Annotated in this window: 24 protein-coding genes and 3 pseudogenes; 12 read left to right on the top strand and 15 right to left on the bottom strand. The window is 60.4% G+C overall.

What is annotated here, in order from left to right:
- Positions 1-1,426 precede the first annotated feature (1,426 nt).
- A complete protein-coding gene (locus E3O60_RS00755) occupies positions 1,427-1,633 on the top strand; it encodes a hypothetical protein (RefSeq protein ID WP_134496839.1) in 207 nt (68 codons plus the stop codon).
- A gap of 223 nt (positions 1,634-1,856) precedes the next feature.
- Here E3O60_RS00755 and E3O60_RS00750 read toward each other — a convergent pair.
- A pseudogene (locus E3O60_RS00750) lies at positions 1,857-2,112 on the bottom strand (recombinase family protein); the annotation flags it as partial.
- Between the two features lie 653 nt (positions 2,113-2,765).
- Here E3O60_RS00750 and E3O60_RS00745 point away from each other — a divergent pair.
- Positions 2,766-3,152: a hypothetical protein gene (locus E3O60_RS00745; RefSeq protein WP_134496837.1), complete on the top strand. Its 387-nt coding sequence runs from the start codon at positions 2,766-2,768 to the stop codon at positions 3,150-3,152.
- Between the two features lie 213 nt (positions 3,153-3,365).
- A pseudogene (locus E3O60_RS00740) lies at positions 3,366-4,003 on the top strand (recombinase family protein).
- On the opposite strand, the gene E3O60_RS00735 reads toward E3O60_RS00740, so the two are convergent.
- A complete protein-coding gene (locus E3O60_RS00735; protein WP_134496835.1) occupies positions 4,000-4,893 on the bottom strand; it encodes a DNA/RNA non-specific endonuclease in 894 nt (297 codons plus the stop codon). The pseudogene E3O60_RS00740 and the gene E3O60_RS00735 sit on opposite strands and share 4 nt — an antisense overlap.
- 611 nt (positions 4,894-5,504) lie before the next feature.
- Between E3O60_RS00735 and E3O60_RS00730 the strand changes: the two genes are divergently transcribed.
- From E3O60_RS00730 to E3O60_RS00710, 5 genes are all read left to right on the top strand, one after another.
- Positions 5,505-6,398 (top strand): ABC transporter ATP-binding protein, encoded by an 894-nt coding sequence (locus tag E3O60_RS00730; RefSeq protein ID WP_241993179.1) that lies wholly within the window; start codon positions 5,505-5,507, stop codon positions 6,396-6,398.
- Entirely contained in the window at positions 6,395-7,147 is a 753-nt protein-coding gene (locus tag E3O60_RS00725; RefSeq protein ID WP_134496831.1) for an ABC transporter permease, read from the top strand. The genes E3O60_RS00730 and E3O60_RS00725 overlap by 4 nt, the downstream gene beginning before the upstream one ends.
- A 10-nt stretch (positions 7,148-7,157) precedes the next feature.
- A complete protein-coding gene (locus E3O60_RS00720) occupies positions 7,158-7,937 on the top strand; it encodes an ABC transporter permease (protein WP_134496829.1) in 780 nt (259 codons plus the stop codon).
- Between the two features lie 85 nt (positions 7,938-8,022).
- The gene (locus E3O60_RS00715; protein ID WP_166788933.1) at positions 8,023-9,201 is read left to right on the top strand and encodes a sensor histidine kinase; all 1,179 of its coding nucleotides are present in this window, start codon (positions 8,023-8,025) and stop codon (positions 9,199-9,201) included.
- Positions 9,198-9,866, top strand: coding sequence for a response regulator transcription factor (locus tag E3O60_RS00710; protein WP_134496825.1), 669 nt, complete (start codon positions 9,198-9,200; stop codon positions 9,864-9,866). The genes E3O60_RS00715 and E3O60_RS00710 overlap by 4 nt, the downstream gene beginning before the upstream one ends.
- 220 nt (positions 9,867-10,086) lie before the next feature.
- Here the strand turns inward: E3O60_RS00710 and E3O60_RS00705 are convergent, their stop codons facing one another.
- The 10 genes from E3O60_RS00705 to E3O60_RS00660 all read right to left on the bottom strand — a co-directional run bounded on the left by E3O60_RS00705 (position 10,087) and on the right by E3O60_RS00660 (position 17,027).
- Complete coding sequence (locus E3O60_RS00705; protein WP_134496823.1) at positions 10,087-10,641, bottom strand: hypothetical protein; 555 nt, start codon at positions 10,639-10,641, stop codon at positions 10,087-10,089.
- A gap of 10 nt (positions 10,642-10,651) precedes the next feature.
- Entirely contained in the window at positions 10,652-11,071 is a 420-nt protein-coding gene (locus E3O60_RS00700) for a hypothetical protein (protein WP_206750849.1), read from the bottom strand.
- A gap of 9 nt (positions 11,072-11,080) precedes the next feature.
- Positions 11,081-11,605 (bottom strand): RNA polymerase sigma factor, encoded by a 525-nt coding sequence (locus E3O60_RS00695; protein WP_134496819.1) that lies wholly within the window; start codon positions 11,603-11,605, stop codon positions 11,081-11,083.
- Positions 11,602-12,357, bottom strand: coding sequence for a hypothetical protein (locus tag E3O60_RS00690; protein ID WP_134496817.1), 756 nt, complete (start codon positions 12,355-12,357; stop codon positions 11,602-11,604). Before E3O60_RS00690 ends, E3O60_RS00695 begins: the two co-directional genes overlap by 4 nt.
- Before the next feature lie 137 nt (positions 12,358-12,494).
- A complete protein-coding gene (locus tag E3O60_RS00685; protein WP_134496815.1) occupies positions 12,495-13,124 on the bottom strand; it encodes a hypothetical protein in 630 nt (209 codons plus the stop codon).
- 542 nt (positions 13,125-13,666) lie between these two features.
- On the bottom strand, positions 13,667-14,368 hold the full coding sequence (locus E3O60_RS00680) for a hypothetical protein (protein ID WP_134496813.1): 702 nt from the start codon (positions 14,366-14,368) through the stop codon (positions 13,667-13,669).
- Between the two features lie 157 nt (positions 14,369-14,525).
- Entirely contained in the window at positions 14,526-15,035 is a 510-nt protein-coding gene (locus E3O60_RS00675; RefSeq protein WP_134496811.1) for a hypothetical protein, read from the bottom strand.
- The gene (locus tag E3O60_RS00670; RefSeq protein ID WP_134408949.1) at positions 15,032-15,625 is read right to left on the bottom strand and encodes an RNA polymerase sigma factor; all 594 of its coding nucleotides are present in this window, start codon (positions 15,623-15,625) and stop codon (positions 15,032-15,034) included. Before E3O60_RS00670 ends, E3O60_RS00675 begins: the two co-directional genes overlap by 4 nt.
- Before the next feature lie 233 nt (positions 15,626-15,858).
- Complete coding sequence (locus E3O60_RS00665; RefSeq protein WP_088455423.1) at positions 15,859-16,260, bottom strand: hypothetical protein; 402 nt, start codon at positions 16,258-16,260, stop codon at positions 15,859-15,861.
- Between the two features lie 314 nt (positions 16,261-16,574).
- Positions 16,575-17,027, bottom strand: a complete 453-nt coding sequence (locus E3O60_RS00660) for a hypothetical protein (RefSeq protein ID WP_134408947.1) — start codon at positions 17,025-17,027, stop codon at positions 16,575-16,577.
- Between the two features lie 480 nt (positions 17,028-17,507).
- Between E3O60_RS00660 and E3O60_RS00655 the strand changes: the two genes are divergently transcribed.
- On the top strand, positions 17,508-18,101 hold the full coding sequence (locus E3O60_RS00655) for an RNA polymerase sigma factor (RefSeq protein ID WP_241993178.1): 594 nt from the start codon (positions 17,508-17,510) through the stop codon (positions 18,099-18,101).
- Entirely contained in the window at positions 18,064-19,158 is a 1,095-nt protein-coding gene (locus E3O60_RS00650) for a CU044_5270 family protein (protein WP_134496809.1), read from the top strand. Before E3O60_RS00655 ends, E3O60_RS00650 begins: the two co-directional genes overlap by 38 nt.
- A 273-nt stretch (positions 19,159-19,431) precedes the next feature.
- On the opposite strand, the gene E3O60_RS00645 is transcribed toward E3O60_RS00650, so the two are convergent.
- The 3 genes and pseudogenes from E3O60_RS00645 to E3O60_RS18780 all read right to left on the bottom strand — a co-directional run.
- Positions 19,432-20,055 carry a hypothetical protein gene (locus tag E3O60_RS00645; RefSeq protein WP_134496807.1) on the bottom strand — a complete coding sequence of 208 codons (624 nt, stop codon included), beginning with the start codon at positions 20,053-20,055 and terminating at the stop codon, positions 19,432-19,434.
- Between the two features lie 140 nt (positions 20,056-20,195).
- The gene (locus E3O60_RS18785; protein WP_134496805.1) at positions 20,196-20,471 is read right to left on the bottom strand and encodes an RNA polymerase sigma factor; all 276 of its coding nucleotides are present in this window, start codon (positions 20,469-20,471) and stop codon (positions 20,196-20,198) included.
- A 61-nt stretch (positions 20,472-20,532) separates the two neighbouring features.
- A pseudogene (locus E3O60_RS18780) lies at positions 20,533-20,628 on the bottom strand (sigma-70 family RNA polymerase sigma factor); the annotation flags it as partial.
- Positions 20,629-21,058: 430 nt separating this feature from the next.
- Here E3O60_RS18780 and E3O60_RS00635 point away from each other — a divergent pair.
- Positions 21,059-21,559, top strand: a complete 501-nt coding sequence (locus E3O60_RS00635; protein WP_134480553.1) for a hypothetical protein — start codon at positions 21,059-21,061, stop codon at positions 21,557-21,559.
- Positions 21,560-21,800: 241 nt separating this feature from the next.
- Positions 21,801-22,184, top strand: a complete 384-nt coding sequence (locus E3O60_RS00630; RefSeq protein WP_134496803.1) for a hypothetical protein — start codon at positions 21,801-21,803, stop codon at positions 22,182-22,184.
- The last annotated feature ends 128 nt before the right edge of the window (positions 22,185-22,312 follow it).

Raw genomic sequence — 22,312 nt, 5'->3', positions numbered from 1 at the left:
GATACACCGTCCCGACGATCGTTGATGCGGTGGCTCCGCGCGCAGCCCAGCCCTGCGGCTGAAGGCTCTCGATATACGCTGCGGCTTCGACCTCGGTACCGAAACAGACTGGATCGGTCGGGAGCGTCGGTTCGTTGATTGGTGTGACCTCTGCCGCGCAGTGCACCTCTGCTGCGTCGGGTATCGATTGCGCCATGGCGCTGGATACCTGCCCGAATGACAGCACACCTGCTATGACCAAAACCGCAAAAGTCCCGCGCCTACTTACTTTGCCCATATGAGCTCCTCTGCATGACTGGGGTGTTTCCCCTTCACAGAGAGATGTCCGGACAACCGGAACGGTTCACTCGATACAGCTCCTGGCAAACCCTGCGGCGAAGCAATTCGGGCTTGATGCCAGGCGACGGTACTTCGACCTACGGCGACGACCTGACGGGCTATTCACCCGCACACGAGGACCGTGTCGATCGGTTCGGCGTGGTCGAGTTGCTTCTTCATCCCCGGCCGCTCGATCGCGGACCCAGTTCCGGACGGGATATCAGCGAAAACGCCTCGTTTTTTGCACTCCGGCGGCTGCGTTCGGTGTCGTAGAAGACTTAGCTTTCGCGACAAGAAACCAGCTAATCGCTTAGGGGCACAGGGACTACCGCCTGCAAATCATCTCCACCATGAACCTTTCGGACCTAGCCGGACATCCCGTAGAGAAGAAACAAAACCGACGCTATTCAAAGGGGACCACAGATGCACGCTAATACTGGCCGCCGCAAGTGGCAGGCCCTCCTTCTAACGACCACTACAGTGGTCGCTCTTGTTCTTGGGGCGAGTTCTGCGGCCAATGCCGCACCGCAAACACCTCCGCCGACACCTGTCGTCTCCGGCGGGACGCCGGTCACCTTGACCGTCCAGGACGAAACGGACATCGCTGCTGTGATCGGATCCACCGACACCGAAGCCCTCGTCTTTGACGCGGCTGCCGCCGCCCAGGATGGTGCGACATCCCAAAGCATCGCGGACTACGCTGCTGTCCTCGAGTCCGAGGGATGGACAGTGGTCGGCACTGTCAAGGCTGCACCCTCGGCTGGATCAGAGCGGGTCGCGGCCCTGGCAGCCAGCTGCTCGGGTAAAAACGGTTACAACGGCCGATACCCCCCATGGGGCTTTCAATTCGGGGCGAACAGCTGTAACACAAGCAAAATCATTGCAGCTGCCGGACTTGGGACAGCCGGAGTTGGAGCCGTGACTGCAGCTCTCCTGCTGGTCGGGGTGGGGGCTGTCGCGGCGCCGATCGCAGGGCTTGTTACCGCTGTGATCGGGTTCGGAGCGGCCGCCATGGCCACTTGCCAGGCTTTCAGTAGTAACGGTGGGATCTGGTTGAACATCGGTGGCTCTCCGGCCGCGAGTTGTTGGGGTCAGTAGGCTGAATCACATGACTACTCGTCGGATCGTCAGTGTTCTTGCTGGTGGCGCTCTGCTGTTCGCAATTGCCACTGCCGCGGTCGCCTTATCGGTATTTTTCGCTGGCGGCGTCGTGGATACCGTACGAACAAACCTCGTCGTGCTGCTCGCTCTGTTCACAACGCTGCTGAGCCTTGCCGCGCTCATCGTTCGCCGCAGAGAGAAATCACACTTGTAGCTGAAACTAGGGGTGACTGGCCCGTTCAGGGGCAGTCACCCCACCCGGCCATGCCTGGGTGTTGTATTGATGGAGGCTTTGAGTTGCGCCACCTACCTGTGCGACTAGAAGGAACTGACTGTCACTCTCGACTGGGCTGAGGAGCCTCGATGGAATAGACAAGCCAGTCCTCGAAGGAGGAGCGTGTCGCCAGGCAGTGCGTGCCGACGAGTCTGACACCGCTCTACGCCGTCGGACGGCTTCGTGCTCTTAGGGCTGCTTTGGCTTGCTGGTGACGGTAAAGGGTGGCGCGGCTCCATCCGCCCAGTTGCGCTGCGTCCTTGCCGGTGCGGCGTGTGCTCGGGCTTCTGCTAAGAGTGGAGCTTGTCGGCGATCACGACCGGATCGGACAGCGGACGACCGAAGCGCGTCCCGGTCAGCCTGGCGGCGGCAATTCCGGCATTGACCCGCTCGACGATAAGTTCGCGTTCGTACTCGGCGCGCACATCTGGGGTACAGCTCAACTGGGCGTACGGCCTATCCATCTCGTCCCGTCTGAATAGCGTCGTATTTGGATTGTTTGACAGTCCTGTTGCTGGGGTCCTTGAGTTCAACCGGACACGCTCGGCAGCTGATTGCGGTCAACCGGCGAGCTGAATATGTTGCGATTGAGCGCTTCAGCGAAACAGAAATGCTGTCCTTCAGCGTGGGCTACGTCCCGGTGAGTGGTGTGGTTCCCAGCGGTGGGGCTTGCAAGTGATCCACGGGACGAGACAACTGCCGTGTGTGACTATGGGGTATGGATCCGTTAGATGTGCGTCCGCAGATTGGCATGCTTTCGGTTGACCTGGGCTTGCTCGAGCAAGAGGGCCGGGGTCTCGAAGCGCTCGTTACTGATCTCGCTGTGGAGGTCACGGGGGAGTTGCCGGTGGGCACGCCCCGACGGGGATGGCGTGTGCTTGCTACCTCGAACGGGACCGTCACGCTTATTGGAGCTCCCGCTGATGATGAGGGTCAGTGGTGGCGGCTTGGTCACATTGTGCGTGGAGCAGGTGACTCAGCCCAACCCAGCTTGAGCCTGCATCCGGCATCTCAGCTTCGTCGGCCCAGTCGAAAGGACCGTGCCGGCGGGCTTGCCTTGCGTTGGCCGGCGGTGACCCGCTCGGCACCGGATCTCGAACTGCTCGCGATCGACATCATCAATACCGGGCCCGAGCGCTGGCTTCCGCAAGGGGACTCGTTCATGGTCTTCGCGGCGCTCCAACAATCTGGTGGCACGCAGCGTGGCGTCTATTTTGGGTATGTGGCCGGGCAGTACCCTGCATTGCCGCTGGACTCAGGTGAGTACGCGCGAGTGCGTGTCGAGATCGATTCCAGCCAGTGGGCTGACGTGCACGCCGGACCGTATGAGCTTCACGCCTCACTCATCGATTTAGGAATGCACTGCGCGGATCCGCTGCAGGTGGAGCTGACCGAACAAGTCATTCGTCAGCATTTACCAAGACATCACTTTCCCGGGCCACCTCCGCCGCCGGTGTGAGACTCAGACCTGCGCCCTCGGTGCTGTACGGGTCTCCGACAGCCGCTAGGTCTTGCCACGGTTGACCCGCCGGGCAGCTCTATAACGCAATCAAAGGTTACGTGTGTTTACGGAACGTAGAATGAGTGATTGGTTAAGTGACAACTTCCATTCGCTAGGAGGAACGAAGAGGTCTGTCACGTATTCGGCGGCATAAATGACAGGGGTTCCGCCATGCTCGTCGGGCACATGCGCGTCTCCAAGACTGATGGATCTCAAAGCACCGACCTGCAGCGCGACGCTCTCGTCGCGGCCGGCGTCGATAAGGACAATCTCTACGAGGACCAGGCGTCGGGGAAGAAGGATGACCGCCCCCAACTGGCGGCGTGCCTAAAAGGGGCTCCGCAACGGCGACACCCTTCTGGTGTGGAAGCTCGATCGGCTCGGCCGCGATCTCCGTCACCTCGTCAACACGGTGCGCGACCTTAAGGAGGGGGATCGGGTTGAAGGTCCTTACTGGTGAGGGCACCGCCATCGATACCACGACCGCATCAGGGAAGCTCGTCTTCGGTATCTTCGCCGCCCTGGCAGAGTTCGAACGGACGCTCATCTCCGAGCGCACTATTGCCGGCCTCGCCGCGGCGAGGGCCCGCAGACGAAATGGTGGCCGGCCATACAAGATGACAGCGGCCAAAGTTCGCCTCGCTATGGCCGCCATGGGACAGAAAGAAACCCATATCGGTGACCTCTGCAAGGAGCTCGGTGTCACCCGGCAAACTCTCTACCGTCACGTCTCGCCGTCCGGAGAACTGCGCCCAGACGGTGTGAACCTGATTAGAAGAACTAAGCCGCGGGCTTCTGCGGCGAGCTAGGCCGGCAGGCGATCCGGTCGGGGTAAGAGGCGCACTTCTGATATTTCAGGCAGCTCAACCCATAGCTCTCGATGACCGGCATCGTCTCGAAAGGCGGGCAGGGGTGCCAGAACATCCGCCTCAGCCAGAACTGTCAGGTTCAGACCGGTGAGAACCTCAATGTCCACGATGGGTACCTGGTACGTCCGGTATGGGCCCAGGGGCGGGGGAGTGCCGTCGATGAGAGCTCGACGGCCGGCAGCGTCAAGGTCGATATCGGCCAGCTGGGGGCTTTGGTCTAGGACGAACCCGGCGGATCGAAGGACGGTGGAACCGTTCATCGTGGTGGTCCAGGCCGCGATCTTCCAAAATGATTGCGGGATCCCGGTGCCGCGGTAAACCGGATCCTCAATGGAGAGCACAGGTGCGGTGAGAACGCTGATGCGGCTTTCGTTGGTGCGTGCGTAGGTGAGGACATGGTCCTCAAGTCCGAGCCAGAGCTCTTTGGACTGGTTAAATGCCCCGGCTTGCGGGGCGGCGTTGGTGTAGGCGAAGGTATCAGCGTTGGCCTGCTGGGCGGTTGCGGCGTCGCCCCAGACCGGGTCTCGGCGCCGGACGAGATGCCCGCGGTCTAGGTCGTTCTTCGCGTAGATGGCCTCACCGGTCTGTTCGTTGGTGGGGATGCGCGAGTCGAAGTGCCAGTCATCGCCGCGGTCGACGTCGACGAGGTGGTTTCCGTCGATGTTGACACCGGTCGCGATGGCAAGGCGACGGACGGGCTCCAGGAGGACGGTGAAGTGTGTGTAGGTCAGTTCGCGAGTGATGGTGCCCTTGTTCGGTGCGGGAAGCTGCAGCGGCAACTCGAGGAAGGTGTCGTCGTACCCAGCTGGAGAGATTGTGGCAGCGTTCATGCCGATAGCTAAGCAGTCGCAGCCGACATTTGAGCGTCGACAGGGTGTCTCATAACCAACGAAGGGTACCGAAATTTCCGCAGGAGGTTATGCGACGTGGTTAAATGACTCGGCCGTCGCGGGATCTGGACGATTTTAGAAGAAGCCCAGATCACGGCCACGAGACGTCTTATATCCGTAGGGTTACGAGACAGCAGGAACGGTTGAACCCCTGTCGCGTTAGAGGCACCTGAGCGTGAATCCTCAACGGGCGGGTCTTACGGGCACCTCCCGACCAGCGCGATGCGGAGCCCAGTTGTCTCGGGGGCGTGTCCGTCGGGGGTCCGGCTTGCGGGACGTAGGAAACGCCTACGTCGGACGCCCCAAAGTGAGCCTACGTAAGCCGGGCTGTTCACCCGACAGGGGTCAGACGGACGACGCCAATTCTTGGCGGTCTGTATACCAAGGGAAGCATTTCTCGGCCGGCGATTGTCTACCGTGGCTAGATGTATCTTTCGTGCGGATGTTCTTTGCTGATATGAACGTGAGTTTTTGCGTCTCAATTAGTTGAAGGACAGAACACGATGCAGGGCACTAGATCCCAGGGGACGCCGATTATTCGGACGAGTGGTTTGACGAAGATCTACCGGGGCGTCCCGGTGGTGGAGGGTGTGGACCTGCAGGTCGGTGCCGGTGAGATCTTCGGATTTCTGGGACCGAATGGTGCGGGTAAGAGCACGACGCTGAAGATGCTGTTGGGTTTGGTGCGCCCCACATCGGGAGCGGTTGAGATCTTTGATCAGAGTCTGGGTGCGAATCAGCGGTCGATCTTGCCGCGGATCGGGTCGTTGATCGAGTCTCCCTCCTTCTATGGGCATTTGACGGGTCCGGAGAATCTAGATCTAGTCCGGCGGATAAAGCATCTGCCTGTCTCGTCAGTGCCTCCGGTGCTCGCCACCGTTGGTCTGAGCGGTCAAGAGAAGAAGCAAGTCAAGAACTATTCTCTGGGGATGAAGCAGCGCCTCGGTTTGGCGATGGCTTTGCTTGGGGAGCCGGATCTGTTGATTCTGGACGAGCCGACGAATGGTCTTGATCCGGCCGGGATCCACGAGATGCGTGAGCTGATCGTTAGTTTGCCGGAACGGTTCGGGATAACGGTTTTAGTGTCGAGTCATCTCTTGTCGGAGATTGAGCAGATGGTGTCCACCCTGGGCATCATCGATCACGGTCGCCTGCTGTATCAGGGGCCGCTGTCCGAGCTGGAAGATGCCGGGCGGCTGGTGGTGACAGTCAGTGATCCACTCGGCGCTGCAACCATGCTCCGGCAGGCCGGGTGGCAGATTCAGCAAGTCTCGGGGAATGAGCTGATGCTCCCGGTCTACGCGGATGAGCACATCGCACGGCTCGTGAGCACCCTCGTTTCGTCCGCTGCACAGGTGTTCCGGGTCGAGGTGCGCCGGCGGCCGTTGGAACAGGTGTTCTTGAACATGACGTCCCAGCATGCCCAAGCGGTGAGTGCGGCGTGAATTCGGTGACGATGGAGTTCAGGAAGCTCCGCCGCAAATATCTGTGGCTGACTGTTGTTCTCGTTCTTGGTTTTGAGCTGTTGTGGGCGTTGATGGCGTTGACGATGTCGCTCAGCCATGATGACGCTGTGCCTCACGATTCAGCGTTCGTGATTGCTCAGGTGTCACAGATTCATGGGATCTTCGCTCCGATCCTGGCCACTGTGCTGGCATCCCGGATCGCGGCGATGGAACACGACGGTGGAATGTTGCCAGTGCTTTTCGCAGCCAATCAATCGCGGTCAGGCTTGTTCCGCGCAAAGTTCTTCACGGTGTTCACCCTGACAACTATCGCGACGATCATGGGCTTCCTCACGGTGCTTGGCTATGGCGCGATTCAAGGTGTGCCTGCCGACTGGTCGCTGATCGGACTCTTCTTCGTGGGCTGCATTCTGTCCAACGTTTCAGTGATCAGCATCCAGCTTCTCCTGGCGCTGCTTTTCACTCGCCAAGCAGTCACCCTCACCGTGGGAATCATCGGCGGGCTCTTGGGCTCGTTCGCTGGGTTCATGCCGGCGGCGATAAGCATGTTTCTGCCCTGGCAGTACGTGGGTCTCGTGACACCAGTGCGGATGGACGTGATCGACGGACGCATCGCCGGGTTCCCGATGGTTCCCGGAATCGGCGTGCACTTGCTGGTCGTCGCTGTGGTCGGTGTCGTCTCAGTGTTGGCCTGTCAGAGCATATTTTCTCGGCGCAGTAGAGGTTAGGAACTCAATAATGACAACCCCAACATTCAGCTCTGCGCGGGCGTTCACGGCCGCGCTGGGCGGGGAACGAGTCAAAACGCGACGGGCGTGGCTGCTGTATCTCGTCGTCGTCCTTCTGATCGGCCTGAATCTGGCTAATGGCGTTGCGAACTACTTCCAAAACATCGCCATCTTTCAGGAGCAAGGGGTGACCTGGATGGCAGTTTGGGGGCAATCCGGACTGCTTTACACGTTGCTCTTTCTCCCATTCATCATCAGCATCAAAGCCGCGTCTATGACGCGAATGGAGCACGAGAACAGTAACTGGCGACGGATGGCCTCGTACGGGGCAGCGGCTCGAGTGACGTACCCGGGCAAGATCCTCTTGATGGCCGCCTTCGCCGGGGCCTGTCAGCTGCTTTATCTCGTCGCGTTCTTCACCGTGGGCCTCCTCAGCGGCTTCGAGCTTTCCCCGCATGTTGTCGGTGAATTCACGCTGCTCGCATGCGCGGGATGGATCGGGGCGATGACGATTGGTTGCCTGCAGTTGGTCATCGGGCTGCTCATGAAGAGTTTCGCGAGCACCGTGGCCATCGGGTTCGTCGGCACCGTTGCCGGATTCGTATTGACGCTCGCAGCCCTCGTATTGCAAGCGGTCTACCCCTACACCCAGATCGGCGTCGGAATGCATGTGCGAACCCTCACCGGGCCGTCGCCGGAAGAGTTCATTCCGTTCCTGATAGCGAACACAGTGCTGACCGGCCTGGTTCTATTCGCGGGCTGGGCATACTTGAAACGACGGGAATACTGAAATGACAATCACGCACAGCACAGCACCAGACGGTCGCACAGGACCCCAGACGGCACCCGCCAGGGCTACGGTTCCCACCCGTTTCTTGGCTCGTCATCCTCGCATCGTCGACTTCGCGGTCGCTTTGGGCTACCTCGCCCTCCTGCTCCCGGGCCTCGTACACACGGCGCATTTCGGGTCGCTGCCGTTGTGGCAGGTTGTGCTGTCCATCGGCGCGACGATAGCGATCGGGGTGGCACTGCTCTTCCGTCGGAAGCACCCGGTCTTGGTGCTCGTGATCGTTGGAATTCTCGCGCTGACGAAAACGACTGCAGGGGGCCTGCTCGATGCCGGTGCAACCCCGGTCGCGCTCTACGCGGCTACGGCGTATGTCACGGCACGAATGGCGTGGCTCACGTTCGGAGCTACTTTGGTCGCAACGACCACTGTTCTTGGCATCGCGAGCCTCAGCGCAGGAAGCACTGAGGTCGCTGCCACGACGCTGATCATCAGTCTCAGCTTGCAGGTAATTGCTGGCCTTATCGGTGTTCTGATCGGACTGCGCCGCCGATACCAGGACGCACTGGCCGCGCGTGCTCAGGATGCGCAACGAGATCGAGAACAGCGCGTCGAGCTTGGGCGGATCACCGAAAGGTCCACGCTTTCCCGAGAGATGCACGACGTCGTCGGGCACACTCTCACCGCGATCATCAACCTGTCCGACGGTGCGGAAACATCGTTCGACTCCGATCCCGACCTTGCCAGGCAGGGGATACGTCGCATCAACGAGATCGCTCGCACCGCACTCGGAGAAACCCGCACAGTTGTGGGTGCCCTTCGGAGTATTGATGGCGCAGCACCCCGAACACCGCAACCGGATGCTTCGCGCATACCTGAGCTCCTCGCTACGGCAGAAGCCGTCGGGTACAACACCAAGCTGACGACCGATGGCGAGAGCGTCGGCGACCGAAGCATCCAGCTAAGCGTTTATCGAATCGTTCAAGAAGCGATTACCAACACAATGCGTCACAGCAAGAACGCAACCGGCATCGAGGTGACCATCAGCTATGCCGTTGCCAGCATCACCGTACAAGTTCACGACAACGGGGAACAACTACCAGGTGCAATTGGACAGAACAGCGATACACATTCCCGCGGGCAGGGCCTCACGGGGATTCACGAACGGGCCGCTCTCTCCGGCGGAACGGCCACGGCAGGTCCCGCGCCCGGTGGCGGATGGCACGTCACAGCGATCCTGCATACTCAGACGGCACAGCCATCATGAACATTCGCGTTCTCCTCGTCGACGATCACGAGCTCACTCGCATGGGCTTCACCATGATGCTGAGCCCCCAACCGGAAATCAGCATCGTCGCAGAAGCTGTCAACGGAACCGAAGCTATCGAACTGACGGCACAACACCATCCTGATGTGATCCTCATGGATATCCGAATGCCCGGACTCGACGGCATCGAGGCGACCCGAGCAATCACCGCAGCCCACCCGAAAAGTCGGGTCTTGATCCTCACCACCTTCGACCTCGATGAGTATGCCTTCGACGGTCTCGAAGCCGGAGCCAGCGGGTTCCTCTTGAAAGACGTAACTCCCGCTCAGCTCGTGTCCGCCATCCGCGCGGTGCACGATGGCGATGCCGTCGTCACTCCGCGCATTACCCGCAGAATGCTCGAACTCGCACCCGCGAAATCAACACAGCAAGATCCCGAGAACGCTCCCGACAAGACGCGAATCGCAAGCCTCACCGAGCGAGAACTCGAAATACTCACAGCGATCGCGGAAGGCCTCACCAACAGCGAAATCGCAGCCCGCTACACCCTTGCCGGAACTACGGTGAAGACCTACGTCGGGAGACTCCTCACCAAACTCGACGCCCGCGACCGCGTCGAGCTCGTCATCCTCGCCTACACCACGGGCCTTGCTACAGATCAATAGTGCTCCTCGTCGACCCATCAGCGCGATCTGCGAGCAACGCGGGAAAAATCATTCGACGTGCCCATTCAGGGTTCCCCATATGGGATGGCGGCAGCTGCCCTTCCTCGAGTAGGGCCGCCGACTGTCTCGTAACCTAAGTGTGTCGAAACCCATGAGTTACGAGACGACTACGTCCACCCCGGCCACAAGGTGGGGTTGAAGGGACGATCTTGGCGAATCGTCATCCATGCCACACGAACCACATTGCCGCGACGAGGCCTGGTAGCGAGGCAGCAGCGGCCTCGGCGGCCGACCGAAGCAGCCGCCGGCGCTGCCTCAATTTTGTCGCGGGAGAGAAAAGGCCCCAGGCCAGAGCAGCGATGTAGGTGAGGCAGCTAATTGCTAGCAACCAGTTCCGTGCGTCTCGCGAAACGAGTTGCCTTTGAGTCAGCGGGTTCGCGGGTTCGATCTGGAGGAAACCGAGCGTAAGAAACCCGAAGAGCGCGATGAATACCGCCGCCGCTGTGATCGCGGCCTTTTGACCCCACGCAGCGCATATCCGCCGTCGGCTTTCGGAGAACCGTGCGGAGGCTAGAACGGCCAAGACCGCTCCCAGCACGGCCGTAAAGACTACGTAAGTCAGCGCCGATTGAGCTACTACGGTGTCATTGTACCCAAGGATGGCATTGGCCAAAATCGACGCCGCTTGTCCCGCCGCCAGGGTGGCCGGCAGGACCGTCACGACGACGGCAGCCCCTATGACATGCGAAATGACGATCTCTCCGCGGATACTCACAACGGCGGGTTCATGGTCGCGGATCGAGGAAATAGTTTCGGCACTGTGCCTCCAGCGCTTTCGTTCTTTTCCCCTGGCGCACCATCATCCACACTCCATAGAGCACGATCAGGACCAGAATGACAAATACCGTGCTGAGCCCCAAGGACTGCCAGAAGGAGTACACCGTGCCTGCGTGTGCATCGCCTTCGACCTCGCACCAGATCTGGGTGGGAAACGTCGACCGGTTGATGTGCACCAGTCGTCCCTCCGTCGCGCTGAGGCACGTTTCGTAGTATTCCTCGGCATGACTCCCAAGAATGTAAAAGCCCAGAATGAAGTTCCAAAGGAAAAGGCCGCCTAGACCGGCACCGACGAGGGTCGAACCTGTCCGAGAGCCGACCGACTCCTGCATTGTGCGTCTCTGCTCATCGTCCCAAGGGTCTGTCACGATTGGAGCCTAGCCGTGTACATCGGGGCGAAGCCGTGTCCGGAGGCTGCGGCGGGCTCGTGAGTACCGGGCCCGAGCCGCTTCTGGTCGGATACCGATGATGATGCCGGCCTCAGCGATGCTCAGCCCCTCCCAGACGACGAGTGTGACCAGCTCTTGGTCGCGTGCCGAGAGCGAGGCAAGTGCCGTGATGGCCGCGTCATCGCTGGATTCAGGTGCGATCGGCCACACGCTCAGCTCGTCCCGCAGGCGTCCGGTGAGCGCGAGGCGCCGCGCGCCGCTTCGCCGGTGAGCGGCCAGGACATTGTGCGCGACACCGAAGGACCAGGCGCGTCGTTCGGCATCCACCTGGGGCAGGGTATCGCGGCGGCGCCACAGGACAAGAAGGGTCTCTGACAGGCAATCCGCGGCATCCTCATGCGGGGTCACTCGTCTAGCAAAGTAGGCGAGCACCTCATCGGCGATCGATCTGATGAACTCTTCGACATTCGGAGCCACCCGGTCCGGAGCGCCTATTTCCGCTGCGCCGGTCATCGTTTGATCCTGTCCATCCGGACAGCGCAGTCATTCTCCGCGTACGTCTCCTCGACGAGCTGCGGTTCACCGGCTGCGGCGGCCGCAGCGACGTCAGTCATTCGGTCAAAAGCACTCGGCGCCGCAACGCCCATGAACTGCCGGTAGTTGTCGGGATCCGCAATCCAGGCTGTGGCGAGGGCTTGGATGGACTCGTCCCCGGAAGCCTCAGCTGACAACCAAACGTCCGTCCACGCACACATTCCGAAGAACTCATAGATCTGGATAATTAGCCCCTCCTGCATGAGAGACTCACCCGCCCCGCCCCCCGCCGTCACTTTCGCCATCCAACGGGAGACGTCGGCGATAGCCGCGTTCTTCGGCATACCCGGTGGCAAGGTCAGGTAATCCGGGTATGCGTCGAGAACGACCTGACCTGCATCGTCGGCTCCGGGGTCGATCCATTCGGTGTCGTCCACCTCGGTGCTCTTGGACGGGTCCCCGAAGACGCCGGTGCGGGCATGCAAGGAGTTGCCGACTGCCGGTATCGCTACACCGACTCCGACCAAGGCGATGAGACTGCCGATGACCAGGCGGTGACGGCGAGTGAAGCCGGCGAACCGGCGTCGGCGGGCGGGCTCGCTGGCAGCCCGGATCTCGGGGTCTTCGAGCAGGGTCGTCAGGGCCTGCGTGGCATCGTGGGCTCCAGCCGAGACACGAACGTGCCCCAGTGCCCGGATTCGGGCTTCTGCGTCATCCGTTGAATCGTTCATACCTACTCATGTCGGGCAACTGACATAACGTGACAAATCTCTGCACGTCGCTCTTGGACTCTTTGCCGACAGGAACTCCCCCCAGCCGAAACGTAACGTAGGTTTCGCATTCGACCGGCGCATTCACGAGCTGCCTCTCAGAAGAGGGTGCTGATGGGGGAGGTGTTCGTGAAGTCGAAGATGATCCTGAAGGGTGTGTCGACCGTGATGGATTTCATAAGTCCGGGGTCGCTCCTGTACTGGGCGTCATCCGACTGGAAGCTCACCTTAATTGCGCCTGGTCCTATAGAGGAGTCCTGAGAGATCTGCACCTGGCGGTCGGAAGTGACGTACTTCCGAGTCTGCTCCCCAACACTGCTGGCCGCTTCCTGATACTCCGCTGCGTTGAAGCCCACGGACTCGATGACGACGTAGGGCAGATCGGTGCCCTTGAGGAGTGCGACTGCTCCAGCCGGCGCCGTTCCAGCGAAGCCCACGTGCATGGCGCTGGAGTCATCGAAGAAGGCGTAGGCGAACTCGTTGGGGAACTGCTCTTCGATGAGCGCCGTAGCATCTCCGAGCGGCGCCTGATTCAAGGCCACGAACTCATTCATGGCGGTAGTTGCAGCGTCGGAAGGGGGAGCGGGTTCGTCTATGAGGGCGAGTCCACTCGGCTCGACACTGGCCACTCCGGCCGACCCAGCGCCCGTGGTGGAAGCCGCTGCGCAACCGGACAGCGCCAGTGCTGACAGACTCACGCCGATGAGGCAGGAGATGATCTTGTTCATGCCGAGTACCCCTTTGAATTTAGCGTCCGACGTGCCCTTTCGTCGAGCAGGACCGTCGCTGTGCTTCGGAGCGTACTGCCCTGGCTCAGGGAATAGCCGACTGGTTTGCTGAGTAAGCCCTGAGCAAAAACCGTGAGTACCTGAGCTTCAAGCGCCACAAGTGGGCACACTAAAAACCCCGGTCACATGGCCGGGGGCTTTTTTGGTTCTGGCGGGAGCGCTGCGCTATGAGCTCACGGTGTCGGCGTTTGTCCTTGGGCATCGGCACCTTTCTGATAGGCAGCCCGGCGCTGCACGACTGACACTGATGGCGCGCGCCGCGGATCATTCATAAGTGATCATTCGAAATCAGCAATTAGTCACCTAAACGGCACTCCAGCCGGATCTGTCTCGCAACCTACCTGTCTTGAAACCCATGGGATGCAAGACGCTGACGCCGCTCTGGACCGGCGCACGCAATCAGTTCGATGCGCCAAAAACGCTGCCAGAGCGCAAAGTCACAGGTGTGTGGATCCACTCGAGGAACGTCTGCTGGACGATCCCTATCGGTCAACCGCGGTGGCCGGCTTTCCTGGCCCGAGTACGTTCTTATCGACCTGAATCGAGAACGGTGACCCGACATCTGCCTCTTCGATCAACCTGGTCGACTCTTGGATCAACCGGGCCGCATCCGAGCTGCCCTCATCGGCAATTCGGGTGACACCAATCACGCCGACACCAAAGTCTGGTCGCGCACCGATCATGGGGAATGGAACAGTCGTGGGCCACGTCGCTTGCAGGTCAGCGACAAGCTGTTCGGCTGTTGCGTTGTATTCAGCATCGGTGAACCCGGAGTCCTCGAGGATATGCGCTGGCTGCCCCGTCGACTTGACCGCATCTAGAACCGCGGGTACCGCTTCATTAGTGAAACCGATGACGGGTTTATGTTCGCTGTCGAAGTAGAAGAAGGCGTAGTCGTTCGGAAACGACTCCAAGACCGGACCCACAGCCGACGAGAATTCTTCGTTCGGTACGGCTGCACTTTCGACTTCGGCGGGCGTGAGCGAGTTGGCAGGCGAGGCTGCGGTGGGCTCAATGCCTTCAGCGGAAGCTGCCGCGCACCCGGACACGGCCAGAGCCGTCAGTCCAAGACCGATGAAACAGGACGCGATCTTTTTCACTTCTTCTCCCCTTTGTGGTGATGTGGGCATGCGCCGCGCCGACGTGGCGAGTGGCATCGCCTCGATCTGCCGCACTCTGATCATTGGGTTGCTTCTTTAACCTAGAAATGTCCGCAGCGCATCAATGGGTGTCAATCCGACTTGATCTGGGTGTCCCGCGTGGGTCATTACCGCGTGTATTGGGCAACGGAACGGCCAACTGGGCTTCCGATCAGAAGCATGGACGCTGCCGGCAGTGAGGCTACGGATGGATCAATGCGGCAGGATCGAAAGAGCCCACCAAGGTGACACCATCCGCAAGATAAATCGGCACAAGAGTGGTGGATGCTTCGGAATCGGCGCTGGCGGATCCCGAAAGGTGGGACTCCGCAAGCGGGTTGGCCGCTTCGAGGGCGTCCCGATGTGCGTAGCCGACCTCACCATCCACAATAAGAATCGGCACAAGGTCGATGACATAGGCGCCGATGCCGCTCAAGGGCTCCGCGGATGTGGGGCTATCGGGTTGGACTGCGCTCTTAGCATCCACACTCATGGAGAGCTGGTCGTAGGCCACCACGGCGCCTGCACCGATGCCGCCGGCGAACAGAAGAGCCGCCGTGGCAGCGAGCGAGAACGCTGTGCGCGAAAGTCGGGCCCTGCGAGGCCTGGCTGTTGCCGCCACCTGGCCGGTGAGAAGGCGTCGGATCTCATCGCTACGGCGCGGGTCAAACTTTGAAGGTCGATCAAGTCGACCTGTTCGGTCCTGGCTCATGACAGACTCCACTGTTCTCTCGCGTCGGGTGCAGACTGCATCATCAACTCGGCCATTCTCTTCTTTGCTCGGTACAACCGAGATTTCACCGTGCCGATGGGGATGCGCAGAGCCAGGGCTGCCTCTGCGGTGGTCAGGTCCTCCAGCACGCAGAGCGTAAGGATGTTCTGATCCCGCGCACTGAGCTGATTGAAGACCTCGCGCACGCCCGGCGCATTGCGGGCGCGGTCCATTTCGAGCGACAGGTCGTCGGACGGGTCTGGGCTCGCCGCTTCTGGCGAGAGTTTCGCCAGGGCCAGGCGGTAGCGCCTCGCCGAACGGGCCTGGTTGCGGCAGACGTTGTTTGTGGTCACCAACAACCAGCCGATAACCGAGCCATTAACCACGCGTACCCTACGTCGATGGCGCCACAACTCGAGGAACACGATTGCCGTGGCATCCTCAGCATCGTGGCGTGACGCGAGCGAGCGCAGGGCGTGGCCGAACACTCGGTCGCGGTGTTCATCAAACAGCTCCCCGAACGCCCCCGCATCCCCGTCGACGGCGCGAGCCCAGACCTCGTACTCGTTAATCCCCCGGGCTGCCGTCATACCTAATAATGTCCGCACGCCGAACGTGGTTCCATCGCGGAAAAACCACGGCATGGCGAGGCGCAGACCCGTCGACGCGTGCGCTTGCCTTCAATGCGTCTGGCGGAGAGGGCCTCGCACTGAGTGTGTCCCGAAACCTATGTGTCCTTTATCGCATGGGATACAAGACATGGGCGCGACAATTCCCTTGTTGCGCCCAGCACGTGCTCGCGGGCTACGTCTGTGCCCGTGAGTCATTTTGATCGATTGACGGCGGCAAACCAGGCGGATAGTGGTCGAGCCGTGATGAGTATCAGGATGCCGAACAGCGTCTGACAGAGTACGCCAAAGAGTGAAAGGCCTCCGATCGTGGCGTAAACCGTGGCATTCACGCCAACGTCGACGACGATGACGACAACACCGAGGACGACGCCAACCTGTTTCTGGAGCAATATGAGAACGACGACAAGCGGATCTAAAACCGTCAGCAAGATCCAGAACAGGCGAAGAGGATCGGGGAAGGACGAATAGGCGTTTGTGCCACCCAGCAAGAGATCGACGGTGTGCGTGCTGGTGCCAATCAGGTAGCCCACAATCCAGAGCGCCTGAAAAATGCGGGCCGAACCACTACATCGGGAAGATTCAGTGTCGTTCACCCGCGCCTGCTCCTCACGACGACGCCACCACGCGCGCTCATGTCCTCAACCTACCTGCTCCATTGCGCCAGGATCGCTCGGATTTTGCCTAGGCTGCAGGGTCCAATGCGCCCAGGTCTGGTCAGAGTCTTCATGCGTCATCGGAGGGCTCCTTGAGAGCCCGACGTCGCCTAGCCCCCGTGTATCGAAACCCATGGGATACGAGTCACGGAAATCGCCCTGGTGGGGGTCACCTTGCCCCGCTACTCCGTTCCTTTATGCGGTACCCATCAATACTCACGAGTCAGCCAGGACCGTCCTGCCGTCTTCAGGTATCAGCTCTTGTCGTCGATTGTGGAGACAAAAATGGGTGCCTCACCTCCGCACTGGTCAGTAGCATTCTCAGGGAGTTTTAGGCCCTCGAGCCCACCGCCACCACCCACCGATATTTGGTCGCCAACAACGAACTCGTTGCCGTTGAGTCTGAGAGTCGTTCCGTCCCAGCTCGTTCCGTCACGGGGAAACACGAACGGCGCACCACCGACGAGAAGACATCCGTCCTCGAATGAAACCTCTCCCGCGTACGCGGCCCCCAGCGCGATGAAATTGTCGCCTACTCTCGTGACCTCGTACGTCAAGAGACCGTCGACGAAAGCAATAGTGGAGCCAGATTCCTCGCCGGCCACGGGCGAGGACGCTGGCGCCCCGGTGCTAATGGCCCCTCCAGCGCAACCAGACAGGGCAAGCGCGACCACTATCACTGCGATGCTTCTGTATTTGTGCTTCATCAACTGCCCCTCAAGACTGGTGCTCTTCGGTGTGAGATCAAGGAATTATCGTCCCCGCTCATTGGCCGCAGCTTATTGCCCGGTTGATCCTTGCGCTCCTTCGGAGCCCTAATAAATAGTGTCCGTTACGCGCTGTCCTGTTCCCAACAGCCCCAAACCGGAACGCACTCCTGAGTGCCTTGACGCCCCACAGCGTTGCGTGCGGTGATTCGAGCGCACTGCGGGCACGTGTCTCGAAGCAAGACCGCCTCATAACCCATGGGAAACGAGACGTTGGAGATCATCCGTTCAGGCGACGAGCGGCAGGCGACTTGTCCCGCATCTGGACTTGTCTCGTATCGGTAGGGTTTCGAGACACCGAAGCCTTCGCTGATGGAGCCTGCTGGAGTGGCGCGGAAGCTCAGGTCTGCGCGGCGGGCCGGTCCTCAGCTTCTATGGTCGAATCGTGAACTATTTATCGGTGAATGAGCAATACCTAGTGTGAGCACAGACAACGAGGTGATCGAGAGATCGATCGGCAGCCCGGAAGAATTCGCGGCGCTGTACGACCGGCATGCGGGGACGATCCACCGATACGCGGCTCGCCGGATCGGCGCGGAGGTCGCGGACGATATCTTGTCCGAAACCTTCCTGGTCGCCTTCGACAAGCGGCGAGGGTACGACGCATCTGCTACCAGCGCTCTTCCGTGGCTGCTGGGCATCGCCACAACGCTGCTGAAGCAGCATGCCCGGCGGGAGGCAGTCGCGTGGAGAGGCATGGTCGCAGGAATCGCGGCTGACGTTGTGCCTGACGCGATCGAGCTTGCTGGCGCACGGATGGACGCGGCGCGATCCGCTAAACGGATCGAAAGTGCGCTGCGGCGGTTGACGGTGGGTGACCGAGACACTTTGCTGCTCTACGCCTGGGGAGATCTCGACTACCAAGGCGTCGCGGATGCCTTAGAAATTCCTCTCGGCACCGTGCGTTCCCGGCTCAACCGGGCGCGTCGACTGCTTCGCTCCGCTCTCGACATTGCTACCGATAAGGAGACCTTTCATGGACGAACTGACACTGCTCCGCAGCGCTCGTACTAACCCACCCAAGCCGAGTCAGCAAGCACTCGACTCCGGTCGCGCGGCATTGCTGGCGCACATTGAGGAATCCCGCCGTCCGGCATCCCGCCCGTCCGTCGCCAGGCGCATGCCCGTTCTGCGCCGAGTTGGATATTCGGCTGCCTGCACGGCTGTGGCGGCCACGCTCGTGACTGGCCTGATCATGAGCGACATGATCGGGCTCGCCGGCTGGCGCGGCGGCGCCGATCCCGCCGCGGCTGCCGTGCTCAACGAAGCGTCGGCGCTGACTATCGCCACAGCAGACCCTGTGCTCAAGCCAGGTCAGTATCTCCGGGTGGACACGAGCGCGGTCTACAACGGACTGGGCCCCGCCGGCAAGAACGGCCGCGAAATTTTCTTCCTCACGATCACCGAGGACCAGCTCTATATCCCGGCCAATCTCAATGACGATTGGGTCTGGATGCGGGGTATGAGGAAGCCGTATCAAGCCTTCGGGCCTGAGTCCGAGGCCGCGATGCAGTCGGAGTGGGAGCAGAGTTTGGCAAAACGCGGCAGCCCTGACTACCAGGAAAACGTGCGAGCCGCGGGCGGCGCCTTCTATGGCAGCCCCAGCTCTGACGTCGAGATGCTGGCGGCTCTGCCCCGCGACCCATACCAGCTCCTCAACAACATCTACCGCATTACGTTGGGCCAGGGCCCCTCACCTGACGGTGAAGCGCTCGTCTGGATTTCAGACACCCTCCGCGGTGGCGGAATTCCAGCAGACCTCCGCGGAGCACTTTACGAAGCCGCAGCCATGATCCCCGGCGTCATGATCACTGAGGGAGTCGCGACGCTCAACGGACGCACAGGAATTGCCATTGGTCGGCAGGAATCGGGTCAGAAGACCAGACTCGACATGATCATCGATCCCGAAACCGGGGAAATGATCGGGGAACGAACGACCGTCGTGGCGCTCGGCGGCGATTATCCGCTCCCAGTGGGAGCGATAGTGGGATGGACGGCTGTGACCACCACAGTGGTGGACGAAGCCCCCGCGGGTGGCAACGTTTACGGACACATGGGCCTGCCGGGATGATCTCCCGCAATCAGTCCTCAACGCCCGACCCAGCCGGTGTCAACCTCCGGCTGGGCTCCTCCGTCGATCTAACCGCCCTGGTCAAACGAAAGCTGGCGGAGTCTTCTTCCGACGAGCAGACCACGATTGCGCCCCTGAAGAACTAGAGCGCACGTGTGCAGCGGCTTGGAGCGATGCGTCTCGAAACCCAAGTGCTTCAAAACCCATGCGTTATGACGCTCTCGCGGCGCGTCAACGGTGCCATGGAGAGCTGAGCGCGTCGCGCCCATTGATTCAATCGCCCGCCAGAGGGACGAGGGTGCCTCCCGGCAACGCGTCACGAATTGATCCCTCCTTCGGTGTTCCTGTGAGCGGCCAGAACACGGCGGAGGCTTCGTGAACCTGCACCGCCAGGCTTTGGCTGGTGGTCGGAATGTATAGCGGGACCTGGTCGGCTGCTGCGTACTCAGGGTTTGTATTCACCATCCCCCCGCTGGCGGGCCAACCCCGTTCCAGGTAGGCAGCTATTTCGCTGCCTAGAGGGATGCGCTGGAGGTATTCGTCGACCGATAGTCCGCCAGTGCTGGTGGCGAAAGACGGGATGACTATACGCAAAAAACCGTCCGGTCCCGGCTCCGCAGTGCCTTGTATCGTCTGGTCTGTGGAGAGGACGAGTGTGAACGTCTTCACCACGCCATAGGGCTGTGGCACCTCGGCAGGAGCCTGCGTCTCCTCTACTCCAATGACCGTTCCCACAACCACGAGCTGTGCGCCAGCGGCAAGCTCTGCTGGGTCGCTAGCGACGGTCTCGTCGCCGGAAGCGTCCGGCGGGTTGACTGCGACAGGGCCGGCCGTTGCCAGGGGCGTGTCGCTCTCTTGACCATTGAGGTTCCCGAGTGCGAGGCTGCCGATGATCACGATTCCAACTGTCACCAGGGTTGCGGGGAGCCACTTGGACGAGGTCTTTTGGGGGGCGCCGGTGAGCGCATCAGTTTCAACTTGTGAGATAAGCAGGGTGCGAAATGCCTCTTGTCGAGCTTGAGACGAGGAGTGGTTGGTCATGATGTCCTTTCCGCGGTTGCTGGGACCGGTCCGGTTAGAAATTCTTGAGCCAACCTTCTCTTTGCTCGGGAGAGCCGGGATTCGACTGTGCCGTCCGGGACGTTGAGCACGATCGCCGCTTCGCTTACTTTGAATCCCTCGAGCACACAGAGAGTGATGACTTGACGTGCAGCAACCGGGTAGCCGGGACAGAGCCAGTTCGATGTCGCTGAGCTCGTCCACAGCAGCAGGGGCGTCTTGGATGGGTGGTAGCCGGCGGAGGAGTGCTTCATGGCGGCGGGCGCTACGAGACAGATTTTTCGCGGAATAGTTTGCGACGACGAGCAGCCAGGGCAAGAGCGATCCGTTAACGAAACGAACAGAATCTCGTTTCCGCCAGACTTCCAGAAACGCAAGAGAAACAACGTCCTCTGCGTCAACAAAATTCATCACCAGACGCCGGCTGTGACGTAGTACGCGATCGTGATGTCGGTCATACACGCGGCCAAACGCCTCGCCGCGTCCGGCGAGAGCTAGGTCCCACTCAACTGAATCACTGGTGCTCATACTTAGAAGTGTCCGGCACCACCGGATTTGGTTCCAACCAAATCCGACGCCAACGCTAAAAGGTCAGAAGCGCTAAGTGCCTCGAAACCCAAGTGTTTCAAAATGCATGGGTTACGAGACGTCAAAGCTCGCCTGCTCACGCAACAAGCGGCAGCTGACTTGTCTCGCATCTGGACCTGTCTCGCATCGGTACGGTTATAAGACAGCAGGATGCCGTGCCCGACGTCGTGCGTCCGATTTCCAAGATGCCGCCGTGGCTGGCATTTTGAGATGCTTGACAATCTCCAATCGAGGTACTGCTAGGTTCAGCCCCATGCGCAGCGTAGGTGGTGGCACTAAGACGTTTAGGCGTTGGGGAGCCGCGTCGCTGTTGGTGCCGACGTTTTTCCTTCCGGGTTGTGTCGATCCGACCGGTATTGAATCCCCTACCGTCACCGACAGCGGTGCAACAACGGGCAGCGGTCCGCGGATCATCACTGGCAGGATCCCTGGAGAGTACGAGCATCGGGACATCGCTGGTACGGTCGCAACAGCTGATGGTTGCGTTGCATTAGAACTATCAGGGGGTGTGGTGTACCCCATAATCTGGCCGCTCGGATTCCAGCTGCTGCCCGACCAGACTTCTGTCGGTGATGCGAATGGAACTGTCTATATTGGCGAGAAACTGACCGGAAGCAGGGGGTACCTCGTTGCTCGTGAGGAGTTCGAAAAGTTCTCGGACCCGGCACAGCTCACGGGTTTCGATGAGTGCAGCCCAGATGCCGAAACCTTCCTTGTTCTTGTGAATGTAAAGGACTTCGATACCCCTGAGTAGCAGCACTATGGCGCTGGCCAATCGGACAGACACGGGAGCTTCTCCCGTCACGCTGCGGCACTCTCGCAACAACACTGCCTCGAAACGTATGGGTTACGAGACGTCAAAGCTCGCCTGCTCACGCAACAAGCGGCAGCTGACTTGTCTCGCATCTGGACCTGTCTCGCATCGGTAGGGTTCCGAGACAGAATCACCGTCGTGTTTGCTCTACGACCGCTTCCGCAGGCTCCACACACTGTGCATGGGAATCGACATGCCCCGCGCTAGCGAACCTGAGCTGATTTGGAATCCGGTGCAACGCGATTCGTGCGCCATCCTGGTGAACCTGCCTGTGTGCGACGGGCCAGCGGTCGGTTCACCAGAGGTCGAGCATCCGTATTCGGTGTTCTGTTTGGTGTATCTTGCTTCCGGGGATCCATTTGACTCGTGGCTTCGCGATGAACGGTCGCAGTGGGCCGCGCTGGAGCGCAACGCAGAGATTCAGATCGAGCCAACCCAGGGATTGTCCAAGCGAGACATGTTTGAGCAGAAACCACGGCGACCCGAGCACCCAAACGGTGAATCCGAGCGGGATAAGTATCCAGAGCAGAAGTGCTCGAGAAAACAGCATGAGGAGCGCGGGTAGGGGTTCTAGTGGTTGCAGGCCTGTGTGAAGTGCGTGTTCGGTTCGCCAATCCGGTCGGAACTGATTCCCTCGCCGTGATGTCACCATGAAGAGATCGTATTGGTCCAGAGGCGGCATCGCGGCGCGGT

This window comes from Cryobacterium sp. TMB1-7, from assembly GCF_004402435.1.
In the GTDB taxonomy this organism is placed as follows: Bacteria; Actinomycetota; Actinomycetes; order Actinomycetales; family Microbacteriaceae; genus Cryobacterium; species Cryobacterium zongtaii.
Note: the sequence above shows the minus strand (reverse complement) of the source record. Positions and strands in the feature narration are given on the sequence as shown.